18 protein-coding genes and 2 tRNA genes are annotated in these 20,355 nt (G+C 51.4%); 17 read left to right on the forward strand and 3 right to left on the reverse strand.

Going from position 1 to position 20,355, the window contains the following annotated elements:
- The first annotated feature begins 25 nt into the window (after nucleotides 1-25).
- The 9 genes from AMM03_RS01730 to AMM03_RS01770 all read left to right on the forward strand — a co-directional run bounded on the left by AMM03_RS01730 (nucleotide 26) and on the right by AMM03_RS01770 (nucleotide 10,372).
- A complete protein-coding gene (locus tag AMM03_RS01730) occupies nucleotides 26-760 on the forward strand; it encodes a nitroreductase (protein ID WP_090128742.1) in 735 nt (244 codons plus the stop codon).
- On the forward strand, nucleotides 757-2,622 hold the full coding sequence (locus tag AMM03_RS01735; RefSeq protein ID WP_090128743.1) for an ABC transporter permease: 1,866 nt from the start codon (nucleotides 757-759) through the stop codon (nucleotides 2,620-2,622). Before AMM03_RS01730 ends, AMM03_RS01735 begins: the two co-directional genes overlap by 4 nt.
- Nucleotides 2,619-3,407 carry an ABC transporter ATP-binding protein gene (locus AMM03_RS01740; RefSeq protein ID WP_090128744.1) on the forward strand — a complete coding sequence of 263 codons (789 nt, stop codon included), beginning with the start codon at nucleotides 2,619-2,621 and terminating at the stop codon, nucleotides 3,405-3,407. The genes AMM03_RS01735 and AMM03_RS01740 overlap by 4 nt, the downstream gene beginning before the upstream one ends.
- Nucleotides 3,400-4,056 (forward strand): ABC transporter ATP-binding protein, encoded by a 657-nt coding sequence (locus AMM03_RS01745; RefSeq protein WP_090128745.1) that lies wholly within the window; start codon nucleotides 3,400-3,402, stop codon nucleotides 4,054-4,056. Before AMM03_RS01740 ends, AMM03_RS01745 begins: the two co-directional genes overlap by 8 nt.
- Nucleotides 4,057-4,179: 123 nt before the next feature.
- A complete protein-coding gene (pncB, locus tag AMM03_RS01750) occupies nucleotides 4,180-5,364 on the forward strand; it encodes a nicotinate phosphoribosyltransferase (RefSeq protein WP_090128746.1) in 1,185 nt (394 codons plus the stop codon).
- Nucleotides 5,365-5,419: 55 nt separating this feature from the next.
- Nucleotides 5,420-6,844 (forward strand): sodium:proton antiporter, encoded by a 1,425-nt coding sequence (locus AMM03_RS01755; protein ID WP_090128747.1) that lies wholly within the window; start codon nucleotides 5,420-5,422, stop codon nucleotides 6,842-6,844.
- Nucleotides 6,841-7,824: a 2-hydroxyacid dehydrogenase gene (locus tag AMM03_RS01760; RefSeq protein WP_090128748.1), complete on the forward strand. Its 984-nt coding sequence runs from the start codon at nucleotides 6,841-6,843 to the stop codon at nucleotides 7,822-7,824. Before AMM03_RS01755 ends, AMM03_RS01760 begins: the two co-directional genes overlap by 4 nt.
- Nucleotides 7,825-7,829: 5 nt before the next feature.
- Nucleotides 7,830-9,203 carry a DNA recombination protein RmuC gene (gene rmuC, locus AMM03_RS01765; RefSeq protein WP_090128749.1) on the forward strand — a complete coding sequence of 458 codons (1,374 nt, stop codon included), beginning with the start codon at nucleotides 7,830-7,832 and terminating at the stop codon, nucleotides 9,201-9,203.
- Nucleotides 9,200-10,372 (forward strand): MFS transporter, encoded by a 1,173-nt coding sequence (locus tag AMM03_RS01770; RefSeq protein WP_090128750.1) that lies wholly within the window; start codon nucleotides 9,200-9,202, stop codon nucleotides 10,370-10,372. Before rmuC ends, AMM03_RS01770 begins: the two co-directional genes overlap by 4 nt.
- Here the strand turns inward: AMM03_RS01770 and AMM03_RS01775 are convergent.
- The 3 genes from AMM03_RS01775 to earP form a co-directional block, all read right to left on the reverse strand.
- Entirely contained in the window at nucleotides 10,369-11,115 is a 747-nt protein-coding gene (locus AMM03_RS01775; RefSeq protein WP_090129283.1) for an LOG family protein, read from the reverse strand. The genes AMM03_RS01770 and AMM03_RS01775 overlap by 4 nt on opposite strands.
- A 90-nt stretch (nucleotides 11,116-11,205) precedes the next feature.
- A complete protein-coding gene (gene efp, locus AMM03_RS01780; protein ID WP_090128751.1) occupies nucleotides 11,206-11,760 on the reverse strand; it encodes an elongation factor P in 555 nt (184 codons plus the stop codon).
- Nucleotides 11,761-11,793: 33 nt separating this feature from the next.
- Entirely contained in the window at nucleotides 11,794-12,897 is a 1,104-nt protein-coding gene (gene earP, locus AMM03_RS01785; protein ID WP_090128752.1) for an elongation factor P maturation arginine rhamnosyltransferase EarP, read from the reverse strand.
- A gap of 39 nt (nucleotides 12,898-12,936) precedes the next feature.
- On the opposite strand from earP, the gene uvrC reads away from it, so the two are divergent.
- The 8 genes from uvrC to AMM03_RS01825 all read left to right on the forward strand — a co-directional run bounded on the left by uvrC (nucleotide 12,937) and on the right by AMM03_RS01825 (nucleotide 20,346).
- Entirely contained in the window at nucleotides 12,937-14,901 is a 1,965-nt protein-coding gene (uvrC, locus tag AMM03_RS01790; RefSeq protein WP_090128753.1) for an excinuclease ABC subunit UvrC, read from the forward strand.
- Nucleotides 14,902-14,965: 64 nt separating this feature from the next.
- Nucleotides 14,966-15,532 (forward strand): CDP-diacylglycerol--glycerol-3-phosphate 3-phosphatidyltransferase, encoded by a 567-nt coding sequence (gene pgsA, locus AMM03_RS01795; RefSeq protein ID WP_090129284.1) that lies wholly within the window; start codon nucleotides 14,966-14,968, stop codon nucleotides 15,530-15,532.
- A 37-nt stretch (nucleotides 15,533-15,569) separates the two neighbouring features.
- Nucleotides 15,570-16,487 (forward strand): DMT family transporter, encoded by a 918-nt coding sequence (locus tag AMM03_RS01800; RefSeq protein ID WP_090128754.1) that lies wholly within the window; start codon nucleotides 15,570-15,572, stop codon nucleotides 16,485-16,487.
- A gap of 13 nt (nucleotides 16,488-16,500) precedes the next feature.
- The gene (locus AMM03_RS01805; RefSeq protein ID WP_090128755.1) at nucleotides 16,501-17,586 is read left to right on the forward strand and encodes a tartrate dehydrogenase; all 1,086 of its coding nucleotides are present in this window, start codon (nucleotides 16,501-16,503) and stop codon (nucleotides 17,584-17,586) included.
- A 271-nt stretch (nucleotides 17,587-17,857) separates the two neighbouring features.
- Nucleotides 17,858-18,130: an HU family DNA-binding protein gene (locus AMM03_RS01810; protein WP_055361060.1), complete on the forward strand. Its 273-nt coding sequence runs from the start codon at nucleotides 17,858-17,860 to the stop codon at nucleotides 18,128-18,130.
- A 13-nt stretch (nucleotides 18,131-18,143) separates the two neighbouring features.
- Nucleotides 18,144-18,219: transfer RNA gene (locus AMM03_RS01815), tRNA-Val, on the forward strand.
- Between the two features lie 80 nt (nucleotides 18,220-18,299).
- The gene (locus AMM03_RS01820) at nucleotides 18,300-20,225 is read left to right on the forward strand and encodes a SurA N-terminal domain-containing protein (RefSeq protein ID WP_090128756.1); all 1,926 of its coding nucleotides are present in this window, start codon (nucleotides 18,300-18,302) and stop codon (nucleotides 20,223-20,225) included.
- Between the two features lie 45 nt (nucleotides 20,226-20,270).
- A tRNA-His gene (locus AMM03_RS01825) sits at nucleotides 20,271-20,346 on the forward strand.
- Nucleotides 20,347-20,355 lie beyond the last annotated feature (9 nt).

Below are 20,355 nucleotides of genomic sequence, written 5' to 3' on the forward strand. Positions count from 1 at the left end.
ATTCAAAAGGATTGGAGCAATAAACATGAAAGAACTCAGTTCACCCCAAGTTAGCACGGTGATTGCAGATCCCCACAGTGTGGACGACGCCATTTTGAGCCGCTTTTCAACCCGTGCTTATTTGGACAAGCCTGTTGAAAAATCGGTGTTGGAAGATTTGCTGCAGGTGGCGGCACGTGCTCCCAGTGGCACCAACACGCAGCCTTGGAAAGTGTATGTTTTGCAGGGCGCTGCAAAAGACAAGTTGGTAACCGAAGTTTGTGATGCCCATAACGCCATGGCGGCCAACCCTGCATTGGCAGCTGACTTTGCCGAAGAGTACGACTACTACCCCACCAAATGGGTTAGCCCCTACATCGACAGACGCCGTGAATGTGGTTTTGGTCTTTATGGTGTCCTGGGAATTGGCAAGGGCGACAAAGAAAAAATGCACTTGCAGCAGCAACAAAACTTCCGATTTTTTGGTGCCCCTGTGGGTTTGATGTTTACCTTAGACAAGGTCATGGGCCGCGGCAGTTTGCTCGACTACGGCATGTTCATTCAAAGCATCATGCTGGCGGCTCGCGCACGTGGATTGCACACCTGCCCTCAAGCTGCTTGGAATAATTTTGGAAAAATTATTTTCAAACACATTGGCGCTGGCGAGAACGAAATGATGGTGTGCGGCATGTCCTTGGGCTACGCCGATGAGTCGGCCTTGGTCAACACATTCAAAACAACACGCGTTGACGCGGGTTCTTTCACGCATTGGATTGAATGAGTTTTTGGTTGATTCAGTGCTTGAATGGCCTGAGCCATGCAAGCACATTGTTCATGATGGCTGCGGGTTTGACGTTGGTGTTTGGCGTCACCCGCATTGTCAATTTTGCGCACGGCAGTTTTTTCATGTTGGGCGCATTGGTCGCTGGCAGTTGGGTCACGCAATGGCAAGCTTCGTGGGCCGACAATGCAAGCACTTATTTTTTGGCCATGCTCATGGGCGCCCTGTGCGCAGCTTTGTTAGGGGCGTTCACAGAAGCTTTGTTGTTCAGGCCACTTCGCAATTCACCACCGCTGTATCCCTTGGTGGCGACATTTGGTTTGAGCTTGGTGGTCCATGATGTGTTGCTTTGGTGCTTAGGTCCCAATGAAATTTTTGCGCCCAGATTCCCAGGTCTGAAGGGTGCCGTTCAAATCGGTGAAGATTTTTTTCCGCAGTGGCAACTTTTGATTTTGTGCGCTGGGCCCTTGGTCTGGCTGTTGTTGCATTTGCTGCTGACCAAAACCAAATGGGGTCAACAAGTTCGTGCTGCCACTCAAGACCGCGACATGTTGGATGCCTTGGGCATTAATCCTGCGCCGCTCATGATGGGTGTGGTCGTGTTGGGCTGTGGCTTAGCCGGTTTGGCGGGCGCCTTGCAGTTGCCCAGAGAGCCCGCCAATTTGCAAATGGATTTGCAAATGGTGGTGGAGACTTTTGTGGTGGTGGTGATGGGTGGTCTGGGCAGTATTGCAGGTGCCTTCATGGCATCTGTGCTGATCGGTTGCGTGCATGCTTTTGGCATTCACTTTTTTCCACAGGCCACCTTGGTATTGGTTTTCTTAACCATGGCCTTGGTGTTGGCGGTCAGGCCTCAAGGCTTGATGGGCGAGTTGCCGGGTGCTGCCCAACGAGAACGGGTGCCAAGTTTTAATTTGGGACTTCGCAATCAAGTGCTTCAGTTGAGCTTTTGGATTTTGCTGGTTTGCTTGGCTATGGGGGTAATGGTCTCCGGTGACTATGCCCAAAGTGTCTTAGAAGATGTGCTGATCATGTTGCTCTTTGGTCTGAGCTTGCAATGGATGATGGCGCTTTCTGGGTGGGTGAGCTTTGGTCATGCAGCGTACTTTGGATTGGGGGCCTATGCCGCCGCACTGAGCCATGTGCATTGGCAATTCAATGCATGGCTTGCTGCACTTTGCGGTGTGTGTGTTTCTGTTTTGGCGGCAGCCTTGATGGTGCGTTTGCTCAAACGAAGCTCGGGTGTTTATCTGGCCATGCTCTCCATGGCTTTTGCGCAAGTGGTCTGGGCCAGTGCCAGTCAGTGGGTTAACTTAACTGGCGGCGACAATGGTTTGATAGGCCTGACATTCTTGGCGGAAACGCCTCGCTGGGTTTTTCAAACTTTGTTACTGAGCTTGTGCGTGTTGTCGATGTTGGCATTCAAACGCCTGGTGCAATCGAGCTTTGGTGCTGCCTTGCAAGCGGGCAGAGATGCGCCGCTAAGGGCCATGGCCAGTGGCTTCAAGGTGGGTCAACTCAATGCGCAAGTTTTCTTTTTAAGTGCAGCTTTGGCGGGATTGGCGGGTGCCTTATGGGCCATTAGCAAAGGTGCGGTGTTTCCCTCAGTTGCATCCATTGCCCAATCTGTAGATGCCCTCATGATGGTGTTGTTGGGCGGTGTTCACCATGTCTGGGGCAGCCTTGCAGGCAGTGTGTTTTTAAAAGGTTTGGGCGCTGAAATGGCGCGTCATTTTGAATATTGGCGTGGCTTCTTGGGCCTGGTCATCATGCTCTTGGTGGTGTTTGCGCCTGAAGGTATTTTGGGCACAAATTGGACGCAGCGCTTTGCTCGAAAGTTGAACCACGAGGGGCGCGCATGAGACCGGTTTTAGAGGTTCAAGACTTGCATCAGCACTATGGCGCTGTGCACGCCCTCAAGGGTGTTAGTTTTCAAGTCTTGGCTGGTGAGTGTGTGGCACTCATTGGCCCCAATGGTGCTGGCAAGTCCACGTGCTTTGCTTGCTTGGCAGGTCAACAACTCGCTAAGCAGGGCAGCGTCACTTGGCGTGACCAAAATTTGATGCATGTACCAGCAGAGAGTCGCCGCGGTATGGGGGTCGCCCGAACATTTCAAGTGGCGCAAGTGTTTGAGGCCTTGAGTGTGTTTCAAAATTTGCAATTGGCCTTGAAGGCTGCTCCGGGTGTGTCGATGTTTGACGCATTGGATCAATGTGAAGTGAATACCGCTACAGCCTGGCTTCAAAAAATGGGCTTGGACGACCTGAGTCACGATGCGCTCCACACACCCGCCATGAATTTGTCTTACGGCGCCAAGAAACGATTGGAACTGGCTGTGGCCATGGCTGGGCTCAACGATCCTCAAGCAGGTTTGTTACTTTTGGACGAGCCAGCTGCAGGCTTGTCACCCACTGAGCGCGCTGACATGATGCAACGCGTCAAGTCATTGGCCAAGCAAGGTACCACCGTGCTTTATACCGAGCACAACATGGATGCGGTGTTTGGGGTGGCAGACAGGGTGTTGGTGCTCATGGAGGGCCAATTGGTCGCCCAAGGCCTGCCGCATGAAGTGGCTGCCAATGCCTTGGTTCGCGAAAGATATTTGGGCGCTAGCCTGGATGCCTTGGAGTTTTCTGACCATGCTTGAGGTTCGTCATCTGAATGCCAGCTATGGCCAGGCGCAAGTCCTGTTTGACGTTTCATTGACTGTGCGTCAAGGCAGCATGGTGCTGATTCAAGGCTTGAATGGCGCGGGCAAATCAAGCTTGCTGAAATCCATCATGGGCCTCATGCCCAATGCGACCGGCGAGATTGAATGGCAAGGCATTTCGCTTGAAAAACTCCCGCCCCATGAACGTTCTCAAAAAGGGCTTGGCTATGTGCCTGAAGACAGACGCTTGTTTTCGGCACTGACGGTGCGGCAAAATTTAGAAATTGCAGTACCGGGGCAAGCTAAAACATCGGGCAATTTGGCGGCGCCGCTGCAGCTAAAAGATATCTTAGATTTGTTCCCTTCGTTGGGTGCCATGCTTGACAGACCCGCTTCACAAATGAGCGGCGGCGAGCAGCAGATGCTGGCGCTTGGGCGAACCTTGATGACGCAGGCTCACCTGCTTTTGTTGGACGAGCCTTGCGAGGGCATTGCACCCGTGTTGGCCCAGTCCATTGCACAGGCTTTGGAAATGCTTAAAAAACAAGGTTTCACGCTCCTGATTGCAGAACAAAATCAAATTCTCAGCGGTATGGCGGATCAAGTCTTGCGCATAGCGGGCGGCCATTTGACGGACCCCAAGTAAAAGTCCTGCCGTTCAGTCTTCAAAAACCCTCAAAAACATCACGTTTATCCGTAGCTCTTTCATGGTTAAAAAGGGCACGCTTCACTTACACTGCAGGGTGTACTTCTCAGGCCATTCTTTGCCATGATCATTACCAGTTTGCTGGACACGGACCTCTACAAATTCACCATGATGCAGGTGGTTCTGCATCAATTTCCGGGTGCGCAAGTAGAGTACCGTTTTAAGTGCCGAAATCCGGGTGTCGATTTGGCCCCCTATGTGGACGAAATTCGCAGCGAAATTAAGTCGCTGTGCAGTTTGCACTTCAAGGAAGATGAGCTGGCTTATTTGCGCTCTTTGCGATTTATAAAAAGCGATTTCGTCGATTTCTTGGGCTTGTTCAAGCTCAACGAAAAATACATCCAAGTCACGCCCAACTTAACGGGCGAAATTGAAATCGTCATTCAGGGGCCATGGTTGCACACCATCCTGTTTGAAATTCCGGTCTTGGCCATTGTCAACGAGGTCTACTTCAGGAATACACAGAGATTGCCCGACCTGATGGAAGGGCGCTCTCGCCTTGATACCAAAATTAAGCAGCTGCAAGTTCCAGATTTAAAGTCGCTCAAAATTGCCGATTACGGAACGCGTCGTAGATTTTCAAAGTACTGGCATGAAGAATTGCTGAGGGTGTTAATTGGCCGATTGGGCGCAGGTGCAGCAGGTCAATTTGCCGGTACCAGCAATGTTTATTTTGCGTACATGCTGGGCCTGACACCTTTGGGCACCATGGCGCATGAATATCTACAAGCCAGTCAGGCTCTCGGCCCCAGACTCAGAGACAGTCAAGTGTTCGCTTTTGAATCATGGGCCAAAGAATATCGGGGAGACTTGGGTATTGCGCTCAGTGATGTGTATGGTTTCAATGCCTTCCTGCGCGACTTTGACATGTACTTTTGCAAGTTGTTCGATGGCGCGCGCCATGACAGTGGCGATCCATTTGTCTGGGGTGAGCGCATGATTTCGCACTACCGCGCCAACCGGGTTGACCCCCTGACCAAAACTTTGATCTTCAGTGATGGCCTCACGGTGCCCAAAACCATTGAACTCTTCAGGCAATTCAATGGCCGCTGTTTGCTGGCGTTTGGTATTGGTACTAACCTCACCAATGACTTAGGCTATGAGCCCTTGCAAATTGTGATCAAGATGACGCGCTGCAACGGCCAGCCAGTGGCTAAGCTTTCTGATACGCCCGGCAAAGGCATGTGCGATGATGAAAAATACTTGGCGTATCTGGCGCAAGTGTTTGAAATTACGCCTGCCACTTAGCATTCACTTTGTTTTGTCAATGAATCAGACTCATCATTCTTCAGGTAAAAATCCCATGAATCACTTTTCTCGACTGACTGTGCTTTTTAGTTTGGGAATCATGTCATTGTTTCCGGGTGTGGCGTCTGCAGCCGATATCAATGGTGCTGAACTGAGTCCACTTTGGGGCGTTCCCTTTGCTGGCATTTTGCTTTCTATCGCTCTAATGCCTTTGTTGGCACCTCAATTTTGGCATCATCATTTTGGCAAAGTCACTGTGGCTTGGTCGTTGGCATTTTTGCTGCCATTTGCAGCCATGTACGGTGTAGGTCTTGCAGGCGCCAACTTAATTCACGCCCTGTTATCGGAATACATTCCGTTCATTATTTTGCTGACCGCTTTGTTCACTGTCTCTGGCGGTATTTTTATCCGAGGCAATTTGCATGGCAGCCCAGGCCTGAACACCAGCATCTTGGCCATCGGTGCTGTCTTGGCCAGCTTCATGGGCACCACAGGCGCCTCCATGTTGATGATTCGCCCACTCATTCGGGCCAATGACAATCGCAAGCATGTGGCGCACGTTGTTGTCTTCTTTATTTTCATTGTGGCCAATGCGGGCGGTTCTTTGACGCCATTGGGCGATCCGCCGCTGTTCTTGGGTTTCTTGAAAGGCGTTGATTTTTTCTGGACTGTCAAAACACTCTTTCCAGAAACGCTTTTCTTGGTGGGCTCTTTGTTGTTGATTTTCTTTGTACTCGACTCTTGGTTCTATCACAAGCGTGAAGAATTGCTGCCCATGGATCCAACGCCTGACTCGCGTCAAATTGGTTTTGATGGCAAAGTCAATTTCATTTTGCTGGGGGCTGTGGTTTGCTTGGTGCTCATGAGTGGCCTCTGGAAATCACCTGTGGTGTTTGACATTGCCGGTACTGAAGTGGGCCTGCAAAGTGTGATCCGTGATCTTGGCTTGATCGCCATCACGCTTTTGTCTCTCAAGCTGACACCTTCGCAAGTTCATGACGACAACCAATTCAGTTGGGGACCAATTCAAGAAGTTGCCAAATTGTTTGCTGGTATTTTTCTCACCATCATTCCCGTCATTGCCATGTTGAAGGCTGGCGTCAACGGACCATTTGGTCCCGTGGTGGCTGCTGTCACTCAGCCCGATGGCACGCCTGATGTGGTCATGTATTTCTGGATCACTGGCTTGCTAAGCTCTTTCTTGGACAACGCGCCCACTTACTTGGTGTTTTTCAACACAGCCGGCGGCGATGCGCAAGTTTTGATGACCACCATGGCCAGCACCTTGGCCGCTATTTCTGCTGGTGCCGTGTTCATGGGTGCCAACAGCTACATTGGTAACGCACCCAACCTGATGGTGAAGGCCATTGCCGAAGATCGTGGCATCAAGATGCCCAGTTTCTTTGGCTACATGGTGTGGTCGTTCTGTATCTTGATTCCTTTGTTTGTTGTCATGACTTTAATTTGGTTCCGCCCATGAAAAAACCTGCAATTTTGGTGGCCCGCGCCATCTTCCCAGAAACCTTGGCGCATTTGTCTCAGCACTTTGAGGTTGATAGCAATCAAGCCGATGATGTCTTGAGTGCTGCTGAACTCACTCAGCGCTTGCAAGGAAAAGTGGGCGCCCTGACTACTGGCAGCGAGCGAATCGACAGTGCTTTGTTACAAGCCAATCCACAATTAAAAATCGTGGCCAATATGGCCGTTGGCTTTAATAATTTTGATGTGCCTGCTATGACCGCTGCGGGTGTCTTGGCCAGCAATACGCCCGATGTCTTGACAGAAACTACGGCAGATTTTGGTTTTGCACTGGTTATGGCGACAGCTCGCCGAGTCACTGAAAGCGAACATTTTTTGCGAGCTGGCAAATGGACCAAGTGGAGCTATGACATGTTTGCAGGTGCCGAAGTGCACGGCAGCACCATGGGCATCATTGGCATGGGACGCATAGGGCAGGGCATTGCGCGTCGAGGTGCATTGGGCTTTGGTATGAAGGTCATTTATCACAATCGCTCACAACTCTCACCCCAATTAGAAGCCGAATGCAAAGCAAGCTACGTGTCAAAAGAAGAGCTCTTGAAAACAGCCGATCATGTGGTGTTGGTTGTGCCTTACAGTGCTGAGTCACATCACACCATTGGCGCCAAAGAGTTGGGTCTGATGAAGCCCACGGCAACGCTGGTCAATATTGCGCGAGGCGGCATTGTGGACGATGCGGCATTGGCCAAGGCCTTGGCGGCGCGTCAAATTGCGGCTGCAGGCTTGGATGTGTTTGAAGGCGAGCCAGCATTGAATCCAGAATTGCTGAAGGTTCCCAATGTGGTCCTAACGCCTCACATTGCCAGCTCAACCATCCAGACACGATTGGCCATGGCCCAATTGGCGGCAGACAACCTCATTGCTTACCTCACGAAGGGAAGTGCGCTAACACCGCTTAATCAACCCCAAGCCAAGGCTTAAGCAGGATGGAAGTATCGCTGCTTCAGATATCGATTGTTTTTGCAATGCTGGGTGTTGCTCTGGCAGCGCTGTTTTTAATATCGCGGCAATTGAAATCTCAGTCGAATGATGCCAATGACATAGCGCAGTTGACGATAAGCTTGCAAGCGGCCAATGAACGCCTCGAGCGTGAGTTGCGAAACGCCATCAGTGAATCTGCCAGAGGCGGGCGTCAAGAACTCATTCAAACGCTGGGAACCTTTCAGCAAAGTTTGGTGCAGCAAAGTGCAGAGGCCACTCGCACACAAAACAGTCAGATGGATGCGTTTGCGCAACAACTTTCGCTGTTGCAAAAAACCTTGTCCGATACGCTCTCGTTGCAAGTTCAACAGTTGTCAGAAACCAATGCGCGTCGCCTGACAGAAATGCGCGGCACTCTTGAAACCCAACTGGCGCAGCTGCAACTTAACAACGCCGCCAAATTGGATGAAATGCGTCAGACGGTGGACGAGAAATTGCAGACCACTTTGCAGGCCCGTCTTGGCGAGAGTTTCAAACAAGTGGCCGACCGCTTAGAGCAAGTGCACAAAGGCTTGGGCGAAATGAACACCTTGGCCCAAGGCGTAGGCGACCTCAAACACTTGCTGACCAATGTCAAAACTCGCGGCATGTTTGGCGAAGCCCAATTGGCGTCCTTGTTAGAGCAAGTGATGGCGCCAGATCAATATGCGGCGCAGCATGCAACGCGTCCGGGCAGCAAAAACCGCGTTGACTTTGCCATCAAATTGCCAGGTCGCTCTGAAGATGGACAGCCAGTTTGGTTGCCCATTGATGCCAAGTTTCCCAACGAAGACTACGAACGACTTCTTGAAGCGCAGTCCAAAGCCGATGCCATCCAAGCGGAGTTGTGCAGCAAAGCATTGGAGGCACGTGTTCGCTTAGAGGCAAAGTCGATCACAGAAAAATACGTAGAGCCGCCTTACACCACTGACTTCGCCATTCTGTTTTTGCCAACAGAAGGTTTGTATGCCGAGGTATTGCGTCGCCCAGGCCTGATTGAATCTTTGCAGCGCGATTTCAGGGTGACACTGGCAGGGCCCACCACGCTCATGGCCATGCTCAACTCTTTGCAAATGGGCTTTAGAACGCTGGCTTTGGAAAAGCGCTCCAGTGAAGTCTGGCAAGTATTGGGTGCGGTCAAAACAGAGTTTGGCAAGTTTGGTGATGTTCTGGCCAGAGTCAAAGAACAAACTCAATCGGTCTTGAACACCCTGGACAAAGCGCAAACGCGCAGCAATGTGATGCACCGCGCCTTGCGCCAGGTCGAGGCCTTGCCTGAAGGTCAGGTGCCTGGCCTCTTGCCCAATGAGGCCGAAGAAAGCGACGGCGAGGCGCAGTGAAGCGGGAACTGGCGCAGATCATTACCAGTCAGATTTTTTTGCATGCCGCCATGACGGGCATGCGCTTGGCGACACCTTTGTTGGCTCTGCAACAAGGCTACAGCGCCATGGCAGTCGGTGTGTTGCTCGCGTTGTTCTCCATCACGCAAGTGTTCATGGCCATTCCTGCAGGGCGGTTTACCGATCGGCATGGTCTTCGAAAGCCGGTTCAAATCAGTGTGGCCATTGCTGTGGTGGGGGCGTTAGCGGCTGTTCTGTTGCCAGTTTTCTCCGTCTTGTGTTTTGCTGCGCTGGCAACTGGCGGTGCCGCCGGTTTTGGCGTGATTGCCTTTCAGCGCCATGTCGGCCGAATGTCATCGGATGCCAATCAGCTTAAAGAATCTTTCAGTTGGTTAGCCATTGGTCCCTCAGTCTCTAACTTCGTTGGCCCTTTCTTTGCCGGTCTGTTAATTGACCACGCGGGTGCCGTGCCAGCAGACGCAGCAGGCTTTAGAGCTGCCTTTGTCATGTTGGCCATCATGCCTTTAGTGGCTTGGTACTGGATTCGAAATATCCAAGAGCAAGAAAGGGCGCCTGTTCATCCTGAACAAGCCAATACGCGTGTATGGGATTTGCTCAAAGAGCCTCTCATGCGCCGCTTGTTGCTGGTCAATTGGTTGCTCTCTTCTTGCTGGGATGTTCACACCTTTGTGGTGCCAGTGTTAGGGCACGAGCGGGGCTTTAGTGCTTCAGTGGTGGGCACCATCTTGGGTTCTTTTGCAGTGGCTTCTGCGCTCATTCGTGTCATCTTGCCCTGGATTGCACGCCGACTGCAAGAGTACAGGCTGCTAGCAGGGGCCATGATTTTGGCCGCCCTTATTTTTGGCACCTATCCATTTTTTGAGTCGCCCTTGACCATGGGTGTTTGTTCTGTTTGTTTGGGTTTGGTGCTGGGCGTTGTGCAACCCATGATCATGAGCACCTTGCATCAAATTACACCTGCGCACAGACAAGGCGAGGCCTTGGGCCTTCGGTTTATGGCGGTCAATGCCTCTAGCGTGGTCATGCCACTGATCTTTGGCGCTGCGGGTGCTGTGGCTGGCGTGTCGGCCGTTTTTTGGGTGGTGGGCGCTGGTGTGGCCAGTGGGTCACCGATGGCTTGGCGTCTTCGTCCTAAAAAATTGCACTAGGCTTTGTCAGTTGTTTGACAAGTCAGCAACTTTTGAATTTCTGCCCAAGCTTCTTCTGGTGAATCAACGTATTGAAAACACGCTAGATCGTTTTTAGAGATGGTGCCTGAGTCGACCATCCAATCAAAATCAATCAGACGTTTCCAATAGTCAGAACCGTACAGCAAGACGGGCGTTGGTTTGACCTTGCGCGTTTGCACCAGGGTCAACATTTCAAACAGTTCGTCTAAAGTGCCAAAGCCGCCCGGGAAAGCAATTAGCGCCTTGGCACGCATGGCGAAATGCATTTTGCGCAGGGCAAAGTAATGAAACTGAAAACACAATTCTGGCGTGACGTAGGGGTTGGGTTTTTGTTCGTGTGGCAATGAAATGTTCAAAGCCACAGAGGGTGCACCTGCTTCCATCGCGCCGCGGTTGGCCGCTTCCATGATGCCAGGACCACCTCCGGTGCAAATGGTCAGGCGTTCTGGTTTGGGCTTACTTAGGCACGCCTTTGACACCAAGCGTGCAAATTGTCGAGCGGCTTGGTAGTAGTTGTTGTCCTCATTGAAGCGGGCGCTTCCAAAAACCACGATGGTGTTGTCAATACCTGCCTCAGCTTGCACCAATTCAGGTTTGAGTAGTTCCAGCTGAAATCGAACGCCCCGCGTTTCGGGTCGGTTCAAAAATTCAGGGTCATTGAAGGCCAATCGATAGGCGTCGGCCGCGTGCTTGGATGCGTGAAGGTCAGTGTTTGATTGCATGGGTTCATTGTGAACCATGACAAACAATTTTTAAATAAAAAAAAGACCTCCGAAGAGGTCTTGATAGCAAGTGACGCAAGTCTCTTGAACTTAGACGCGCTTGCGATATTCGCCAGTGCGTGTGTCGATTTCAATCTTGTCGCCTTGATTGACGAACAAGGGCACAGGCACTTCGAAGCCAGTCGCAATTTTGGCGGGCTTGAGTACTTTGCCAGAAGTGTCGCCTTTGACGGCGGGCTCAGTCCAAGTAATTTCGCGCTCAACGCTGGTGGGCAGCTCAACAGAGATAGCCTTGCCGTCGTAGAACACCACTTCAACAGACATGCCGTCTTCGAGGTAGTTCATGGCGTCGCCCATGTTGCCAGACTCAACTTCGTATTGATTGAACTCGTCGTCCATGAACACGTACATGGGGTCGGCAAAGTAAGAATATGTGCACTCTTTTTGGTCCAAGATGACTTGGTCCATTTTGTCGTCGGCTTTGAACACAGACTCGGTGCCCATGTTGCTGAGCAGGGCCTTGAGCTTCATGCGAACGGTGGCTGCACCGCGTCCGCCGCGGCTGTATTCGGTGCGCAAAACGATCATGGGATCTTTGCCTTGCATGATGACGTTGCCAACGCGAATTTCCTGAGCTACTTTCATATCGTGTCCAATGTTTTCCCAAAGCTCACGATTTTAGCCCTTTTCTGCCACAAATTGAAGCAACTGGGTCACCAAATCTGACTGTTTCATCAATCGCCGGCGGGCCGCTTGGATGCAAGACCGCCAGGCTATCAGGTCGATTTCAGGCAGGGGCAGCTCAGACAAGCCGTTCCAACGGAGGTGAAATTGGCGCAGGCTGGGAGGGGCTTCTAACCAGTCTAAAAAAGCATTCAGTTTGACGGCATGCGCCCCATCGTCCTGGGGGTAAATGTGCCAAACCAAGGCTTGGCCGGTCCACAAAGCCCTGACCAGGGAATCTTCGCCTCTGACAAAGTTCAAATCGCACGACTGAAGCAGCTCGTCGTAGCCAGGTTGCGGCAAAGGGGCGATTTTTTCAAATCTGGGCTGGGCTAGCTTCGAAGGCAAATCGTGGAGCGCTTTGTCAAAGGCCAGTGCACCGCGACCATGTGCCACTTGCCACACATGGCCCGAGGCATTGAGCGAAGACAACTGCAGCGCTTCTGTTAAGGCCGCTGGCTCGTAGCAAAAAAGGCTGGTCTTGCTTGGGTAAGCTGGCGTGAGGGCCATGAATTGTCCAGAAGACTGTTCTTGGACAGCATTGGCCTCATCAACAAAGGATTCCCTGAGCAGACCCCCCGTTTTTTCGGTAAAGCCTGGATAGAAAAACCACTTGGTTCGTCCCTTCAACGGGCCACTCATGACGGGGGAGGGCAGGCGATGGCTGCGTTCTACATAAGACTCAGCACTCAAATATTCCAGGTTGATCCAAACGGGCGATTTCTGATGAGGGAAGTGGCTAGAAGCAACATATGCCCATTGCACAAAGTGCTCAGGTAATTCACAGCCAAAGGCCTCCACCCAAACATCGGAGGGTTCTGAAGTCTTGTTTAAGGCGGCATTCCAAGGTCTTACTTCGACCTCGCCAAGGCTGATAGACAGTTTTGCCCAGCCTTGCGCATTGAGATTTGCCTGTGGCGCCATCCAAGCCAGTGCGCTGGCATCGTCCACCCACAAGCGAATGCGGTGCCCCTTGGCCGCCAAATTGGCGCTCAGGCGCCAACAGACCCCCAAATCTCCATGGTTGTCGATAACGCGGCAAAAAATGTCCCAAAGCATGCGTGATATTGTCGCGCGCTTCGAGACACAATAGCGCCCATGTCTAGCGTTCATCCAGAATCTTTGTTGGCCGAAGTGGCCGCACTCCCGAGTTTGCCTGGGGTGTATCGGTATTTCGATGCCGAAGATCAGGTCTTGTATGTGGGCAAGGCCCGAAATTTAAAAAACCGCGTCAGCAGTTATTTCCAAAAAGACCACGGCGGTACGCGCATTGGCCACATGGTTAGCAAAATTCGGCGCATGCAGACCACCGTGGTGAGGTCTGAGGCAGAAGCCTTGTTGCTGGAAAATAACTTGATCAAAACATTGAGCCCTAAGTTCAATATTTTGTTCAGAGACGACAAAAGTTATCCTTACCTCAAAGTGTCTGGCACAGGCGCATCTAAATCTTATGGCAGCGCCCTCAAAGCCGCTGACAAAGAGGGCGTCAAGCCGGACGACTATTCGCGAATTGCTTACTACCGCGGTGGCGTTGAAAAAAGGCACCGGTACTTTGGGCCTTATCCCAGTGCATGGGCCGTCAAAGAAACCATTCAACTTTTACAAAAAGTGTTCCGGCTTAGAACCTGCGAAGACACAGTTTTTGCCAACCGAACACGCCCTTGTTTGTTGTACCAAATCAAGCGCTGTTCGGGGCCTTGTGTGGGTATGGTTTCAGTCGATCAATATGCGCAAGATGTGGCTCAGGCAGAGGCGTTTTTAAGAGGCGAAACGCAAGCGGTTTTGAAGGCCATGGAGGCGCGCATGATGGCGCACTCGGACAAGCTTGAGTTTGAATTAGCGGCCGAAGTTCGCAATCAAATGACGGCTTTATCGCGCGTGTTGCATCAGCAGTCGGTTGACAATGTGACCGAGACAGACGTCGACATCTTGGCGGTCAAAGTGCAGGGCGGCAGAGCCTGTGTCAATTTGGCCATGGTGCGCGGGGGGCGACACTTGGGCGATCGGCCTTATTTTCCGTCGCATGTGGAAGATGGTCACGCCATTGGCAGCATGGCTCTGGAAGACGACTCAGAAACAGTGGTCCAAAGTTTGGAGGTGAAGGTTTTGGAGGCTTTCATTGCCCAGCACTACCTGAATATCCCCGTGCCGGCTGTCCTCATTACCAGCGAAAAAATCAATGGCAAGGTCATTGACGCCATTACCTCGCAGTCTGGCGTCAAAGTTTCTGCGGTTCACAACCCACGAGAGCAACGGCGGTCTTGGTTAGAAATGGCTGAGAAAAACGCGGCCATTCAACTTGCCAGATTGTTGGCCGAAGAGGGTTCACAGCAAGCCAGAACCAGAGCCTTGGTGGAGGCCCTCGATTTGGCCCCCGATGACATTGATGCTTTGCGCATGGAATGTTTTGACATTTCACACACCTCGGGGGAGGCCACTCAGGCCTCGTGTGTGGTTTTTCAAAACCACAAAATGCAAAACAGCGAATACCGTCGCTACAAAATAGAAGGCATCACGCCGGGCGACGATTACGCAGCCATGCGGCAGGTCTTGATGCGTCGCTACGGCAAAGTGGCCGAGGCCTTGCAGTCGGGTGAGGCTGATCCCAAGTTGCGCATGCCCGATCTGGTCTTGATTGATGGCGGCAAAGGACAAGTCTCGATGGCCAAGGACGTCTTTGAAACTTTAGGACTAGACCTGGCCTTGATTGTGGGTGTTGAAAAGGGCGAAGGCCGCAAGGTTGGCCTGGAAGAGTTGGTCTTTGCCGATGGCCGCGAAAAAGTCTATCTGGGCAAAGACTCTGCGGCCTTGATGTTGGTGGCGCAAGTTCGAGATGAGGCGCATCGATTTGCTATTACTGGCATGCGCGCTCAAAGAGCCAAGGTCAGGGTAGGGGGCGGTCGCTTGGAAGAGATTGCCGGTATTGGGCCCAGAAAGCGGGCTAAGTTGTTGCAGCGATTTGGCGGCGTAAGGGGTGTCGAAGACGCCAGCGTGTCAGATTTGATGACTGTTGACGGCATTTCGAAGGAATTGGCGGAAATTATCTATCAGGCGCTCCACTAAGCAGCCTAGGGATTTGAACTTTGGCGTCAGCTAAATGTTGCCAAGCCATGCCACAATCACCCACATGTTTTTCACCATCCCCACCATCATGACCTGGACGCGCATTGTCGCGATCCCTTTCATTGTGGGCGTGTTCTATTCTGATTGGCCCGTAGAGTCGCAAAACTTTTGGGCCACCACCATGTTTGTGGTGTTTGCCATCACCGATTGGCTAGACGGGTATTTGGCCCGCAAGCTCAATCAGACTTCCTCCTTTGGGGCATTTTTAGACCCCGTTGCCGACAAGTTTTTGGTCTGCGCTTCTTTGTTGGTCTTGGTGCATTTGCACCGAGTGCCTGTCATGGTGGCTTTGATCATCATTGGCCGCGAAATTGCTATTTCGGCACTGCGCGAATGGATGGCGCAAATTGGCGCCAGCAAAAGTGTGGCGGTTCACTTTGTTGGCAAACTCAAGACAAGCGTCCAGATGGTGGCCATTCCATTCTTGCTCTACAACGGGCAACTCTTTGGTCTGATCGATACCCACAATTGGGGCACGGTGCTGATCTGGGCAGCTTCTATCTTGACCATTTGGTCTATGATTTATTACATGCAAAAAGCTTTGCCAGAAATACGTGCTCGCGTGAAGTGAATTCCGCAGTTCAGTTGGCAACGGCCCACCTTGATTTATGAATTCCTCTGAATCCTCCAGCAATTGGGTGCGCGCCATGCCGGCCGTCTTTGTGCTGATCTGGAGTACCGGCTTCATTGTTGCGCGCTATGGCATGCCGCACGCGCCACCTTTTTCTTTCTTGGGCATGCGTTATGCCTTTTCCATTTTTTGTTTTTCTATTTGGATTTATGTTGCCAAAGTCAAATGGCCACAAACGCGACAGGAATATTTGCATCTGGGCGTCACAGGCATCTTGATGCATGCTGGGTATTTGGGCGGCGTATGGGCGGCTGTCAAAGCGGGTATGGGTTCGGGTTTGTCAGCCCTTATCGTAGGTTTTCAGCCAGTGCTGACGGCCATCTGGCTGTCGACGCATGGCGCAACTTCAGAAAATAAAGTCAGCCAACGCCAATGGATGGGTTTGATCTTGGGCTTTTGCGGCTTGCTGTTGGTGGTGTGGCGCAAACTCACCCAAGGCAGTGCCCTAGACCATGTCACCCTTGTGAATGTGTGTTTTGCCTTGATGGCTTTGTTTGCAATTACTTTAGGCACCTTGTACCAAAAGCGATTTGTCAAACCTTGTGATGTTCGCAGTGCCAACACGGTTCAACTGATGGCTGCACTGATTGTGACCGCGCCACTGGCCTTGTTAGAAACCGAAGCCATTCAATGGAATGCAGAGCTTTGGGGCGCCATGGCTTGGTCTGTACTGGGCCTGACATTGGGCGGTAGTTCATTGCTTTACATCCTGATTCAAAAGGGCGCTGCAGCATCGGTCACCAGCCTCATGTATTTGGTGCCGCCTTGCACAGCCTTGATGGCCTGGTTTTTGTTTGATGAACCCATTACCCTTGTAACCTTGTTAGGCATCGCGCTCACAGCGCTGGGTGTTAGCTTGGTTGTCCGCACACCTAAAATCAAAGAACCCACCTAGGAGATTGAACACCATGTCTAAAAAACGAATTGCAGTGATCGCTGGCGATGGCATTGGCAAAGAAGTGATGCCTGAGGGTTTGCGCGTCATGGAAGCCGCTGCCAGCAAGTTCAATCTCGATTTGCATTTTGATCATTTCGATTTTTCAAGCTGGGATTACTACGAAAAGCACGGCCAGATGTTGCCCGACAACTGGAAAGACCAAATTGGCGGACACGATGCCATTTACTTTGGTGCCGTTGGTTGGCCAGACAAAATTCCTGACCATGTGTCGTTATGGGGTTCTTTGCTGATGTTTCGCAGAGAGTTTGATCAGTACATCAACTTGCGTCCAGCCCGCCTCATGCCCGGCATCATTGCGCCGGTGGTGCGCCGCGATGGCAGTCCTCGTCAGCCCGGCGAAATTGACATGTACATCGTGCGCGAAAACACCGAGGGTGAATACTCCAGCATTGGTGGCCGGATGTTTCCTGGCACCGAGCGCGAAATTGTCATGCAAGAAACCGTCATGTCACGCATTGGTGTAGACCGTGTTTTGAAGTTTGCTTTTGAGTTGGCGCAGTCGCGTCCCAAAAAACATTTAACCAGTGCCACCAAGTCCAATGGCATTGCCATCACCATGCCTTACTGGGATGAGCGCGTGGTTGAAATGGCCAAGAACTATCCTGGCATCAACGTCGACAAATTTCACATTGATATTTTGACGGCGCACTTTGTCCAGCGTCCAGATTTTTTTGATGTGGTGGTCGCTAGCAATTTGTTTGGCGACATCTTGAGTGATTTGGGGCCTGCATGTACAGGCACCATTGGCATTGCACCCAGTGCCAACCTCAACCCCGACAAAAAATACCCCTCCCTGTTTGAGCCCGTACATGGTTCGGCACCAGACATTGCAGGAAAAAATATGGCCAACCCGATTGGCCAAATTTGGTGTGGCGCCATGATGCTGGAATTTTTAGGTTGCAAACCAGCACACGATGCTGTGCTGAACGCCATTGAAAAAGTTTTAGCGCCCAACAGCGGTGCGCCACGCACTGCCGATATAGGGGGTTCTGCTAATACGCAAGATGTTGGCAAAGCCATTGCAGCGGCTTTATGAGAACTTTGGCAGACTTGTTTCTATAAATTAAAATTTTTTTAAGTCAAGACCTTGTCTGCATTCAGTTTGCGTCTAGAATTCGTTCCGCACTGCGGTTTCTAGACGCAAAATCATTTGACAGGCGCTGTTAGTCTGGTTAAATTGAAGTCGACAAATTCATTGCGGAGACAATGCGTTGTCTTAGAAGTTTTAAAACAACTTCAACCAAATTTTTTTCTCAATATTGAGTACTCGACTTTCGAGTGCTCTATTTTTTTCTAAGGCTCTTTGTATGAACAAGACAGAATTGATCGAGCACATTGCTAAACAAGCAGACATCTCTAAGGCTGCTGCTGGCCGCGCTTTGGAAGCCACCATTGGCGCCGTTCGCACCACATTGAAAAAGGGCGGCACTGTTGCTCTGGTCGGTTTCGGTACTTTCGCCGTCACCAAGCGTGCTGCTCGCACGGGTCGCAACCCACGTACTGGCGCTGCCATCAAGATCAAATCTGCCAAGGTGCCTAAGTTCCGTCCAGGCAAGGCTCTCAAAGACGCCTTGAACTAATCTTTGATGAAGGGGGTGATTAGCTCAGTTGGTAGAGCGGCGCCCTTACAAGGCGTAGGTCGGCGGTTCGAGCCCGTCATCACCCACCACCCCTAAGCAAAGGCGAACAAATTGTTCGCCTTTTGTGTTTTCAAGACTTTGACCGCGCAACCTTACCGAGAGTTCTCACATGTTTGATTTTGTCCGCAACAACACCAAGATCATGATGGGCTTGTTGTTCTTGCTCATCATTCCGTCCTTTGTGATGTTTGGTCTTGAGGGCTACAGCCGTTTCAACGACCAAGGCGCTGCAGTGGCCAAGGTCAATGGCAACAAAATCAGCCAAGGCGAGTGGGATGCAGCGCACAAGCGCGAAGTCGATCGCATTCGTTCCTCCATGCCCAACATTGATGTCAAGATGTTTGACACACCCGAAGCCAAATACGCCACATTAGAGCGTTTGGTGCGTGATCAAGTGGTGGCAGCAGCTGCGCAAAAGCTGCAATTGGTGGCCAGCGACACCCGCTTGGCGCGTGAACTGCAATCTATTCCAGCCATTGCAGCCCTGCGTTCGGCAGACGGCAAACTGGACATGGAGCGTTACAAGCAATTGGTTGCATCGCAAGGTATGACGCCCGAAATGTTTGAAATGCAAATGCGCTCCGACATTTCCAATCGCCAAGTGATTCAAGGTGTGCAAAGCTCAGCCTTTGCCACATTGGCCCAAACGCAAACCGCCATGAATGCCTTCATGCAGCGACGTGAAGTGCAAATTGTCAATTTCCCAGCGTCCGACTTTCTTAGCAAAGTGAACGTCAATGATGCCGATATTCAAGCTTATTACGACAAGAACACCGCCAAGTTTCAATCTGCAGAATCTGCAGACATTGAATACGTGGTGCTAGATATCGAAAGCTTGCGTCAAAGCATTGTCTTGAACGAGCAAGACTTAAAGACTTACTACGAACAAAATCTGCAGCGCTTGTCTAGCAAAGAAGAGCGACGAGCCAGCCATATTTTGATTACGGCCGCCAAAGATGCGCCAGAAGCCGAGAAAAAAGCAGCCCGCGCCAAGGCCGAGGAATTGCTAAAGGCAGTCAAAGCCAAGCCCGCCAGCTTTGCAGAAGTTGCACGCAAAAATTCACAAGACCCAGGCTCTGCCGTAAAGGGAGGCGACCTGGATTTCTTTGGTCGTGGCGCCATGGTCAAGCCTTTTGAAGATGCCGCTTTCGGCCTTAAAAAGTCTGAAATTAGCGATCTGGTTGAATCAGAGTTTGGTTATCACATCATTCAATTGACTGACATCAAGGCACCCAAGGCGCAAAGCTTTGAGTCCATGCGTCCTGCACTCGAAGCCGACTTGAAGAAACAACAAGCGCAGCGCAAATACGCAGAGATGGCGGAAACATTTTCCAACACGGTCTACGAACAATCAGACAGCCTGAAACCGGTGGCTGAGAAACTCAAGCTCAACGTTCAAAAGGCCAGCAAAGTTCTGCGCAATGCAGAAGCGCCCAATGCTCAAGGTAAAAACCTGTTGAGCCATCCCGGTTTGTTGCAGGCGCTTTTCAGTGAAGCCTCTTTGCAAAAGCAACGCAACACAGAAGCGGTTGAAGTGGCGCCCAGCACCTTGGTGTCTGCACGTGTTGTCAAACATCAGCCTGCTGCCACATTGCCATTGGCGGATGTGAAAGACTTGGTCAAACGCAGTTTGATGCAAGACAAAGCCGCAGAAATGGCCAAGGCGCAAGGCGAGCAAAAAGTCGCAAGCTTAAAGACCAGCGCAGATGGTTTGCCCAATGCCGTCGTGTTGTCTCGCGAGAAGAATCAAAAACAATTGCCGCAAGTGGTGGATGCGGTGTTGCGTGCAGACCCTAACAAACTGCCCGCTGTGAGCGGTGTCGATTTGGGTGCTCAGGGCTATGCCGTCATTCGAGTCACCAAGGTCTTACCACCTGAAGACAACAAAGACTTGATGAAGCAGGCGCAACAGCAATTTACACAGCTGTGGGGATCGGCCGAAACATTGGCTTACTTGGCAGAGCTGAAAGCGCTGTTAAAGACCGAGATTTTGGTGACCAAGCCCGCTTCCGAGAAGGCCAAAACACCAGCTTGATGTGCATTTGGCCGCAAATCTTTCGGCTATAATTTCGCTTCTACGGTGGCTGTAGCTCAGTTGGTAGAGTCCAGGATTGTGATTCCTGTTGTCGTGGGTTCGAGCCCCATCAGCCACCCCAAAAATATGA

Source organism: Limnohabitans sp. Rim11 (genome assembly GCF_001269365.1).
Classification (GTDB): domain Bacteria; phylum Pseudomonadota; class Gammaproteobacteria; order Burkholderiales; family Burkholderiaceae_C; genus Limnohabitans_A.

What these genes read in the sequence shown, in the direction of transcription:
- efp (WP_090128751.1), bottom strand. Translation starts at nt 11,760, where the DNA reads ATGAAAGTAGCTCAGGAAATTCGCGTTGGCAACGTCATCATGCAAGGC.
- AMM03_RS01800 (WP_090128754.1), top strand. Translation starts at nt 15,570, where the DNA reads ATGAATTCCTCTGAATCCTCCAGCAATTGGGTGCGCGCCATGCCGGCC.
- AMM03_RS01760 (WP_090128748.1), top strand. Translation starts at nt 6,841, where the DNA reads ATGAAAAAACCTGCAATTTTGGTGGCCCGCGCCATCTTCCCAGAAACC.
- AMM03_RS01755 (WP_090128747.1), top strand. Translation starts at nt 5,420, where the DNA reads ATGAATCACTTTTCTCGACTGACTGTGCTTTTTAGTTTGGGAATCATG.
- AMM03_RS01745 (WP_090128745.1), top strand. Translation starts at nt 3,400, where the DNA reads ATGCTTGAGGTTCGTCATCTGAATGCCAGCTATGGCCAGGCGCAAGTC.
- AMM03_RS01775 (WP_090129283.1), bottom strand. Translation starts at nt 11,115, where the DNA reads ATGCAATCAAACACTGACCTTCACGCATCCAAGCACGCGGCCGACGCC.
- AMM03_RS01735 (WP_090128743.1), top strand. Translation starts at nt 757, where the DNA reads ATGAGTTTTTGGTTGATTCAGTGCTTGAATGGCCTGAGCCATGCAAGC.
- AMM03_RS01805 (WP_090128755.1), top strand. Translation starts at nt 16,501, where the DNA reads ATGTCTAAAAAACGAATTGCAGTGATCGCTGGCGATGGCATTGGCAAA.
- AMM03_RS01810 (WP_055361060.1), top strand. Translation starts at nt 17,858, where the DNA reads ATGAACAAGACAGAATTGATCGAGCACATTGCTAAACAAGCAGACATC.
- earP (WP_090128752.1), bottom strand. Translation starts at nt 12,897, where the DNA reads ATGCTTTGGGACATTTTTTGCCGCGTTATCGACAACCATGGAGATTTG.
- pgsA (WP_090129284.1), top strand. Translation starts at nt 14,966, where the DNA reads ATGTTTTTCACCATCCCCACCATCATGACCTGGACGCGCATTGTCGCG.
- AMM03_RS01820 (WP_090128756.1), top strand. Translation starts at nt 18,300, where the DNA reads ATGTTTGATTTTGTCCGCAACAACACCAAGATCATGATGGGCTTGTTG.
- rmuC (WP_090128749.1), top strand. Translation starts at nt 7,830, where the DNA reads ATGGAAGTATCGCTGCTTCAGATATCGATTGTTTTTGCAATGCTGGGT.
- AMM03_RS01730 (WP_090128742.1), top strand. Translation starts at nt 26, where the DNA reads ATGAAAGAACTCAGTTCACCCCAAGTTAGCACGGTGATTGCAGATCCC.
- AMM03_RS01740 (WP_090128744.1), top strand. Translation starts at nt 2,619, where the DNA reads ATGAGACCGGTTTTAGAGGTTCAAGACTTGCATCAGCACTATGGCGCT.
- pncB (WP_090128746.1), top strand. Translation starts at nt 4,180, where the DNA reads ATGATCATTACCAGTTTGCTGGACACGGACCTCTACAAATTCACCATG.
- uvrC (WP_090128753.1), top strand. Translation starts at nt 12,937, where the DNA reads ATGTCTAGCGTTCATCCAGAATCTTTGTTGGCCGAAGTGGCCGCACTC.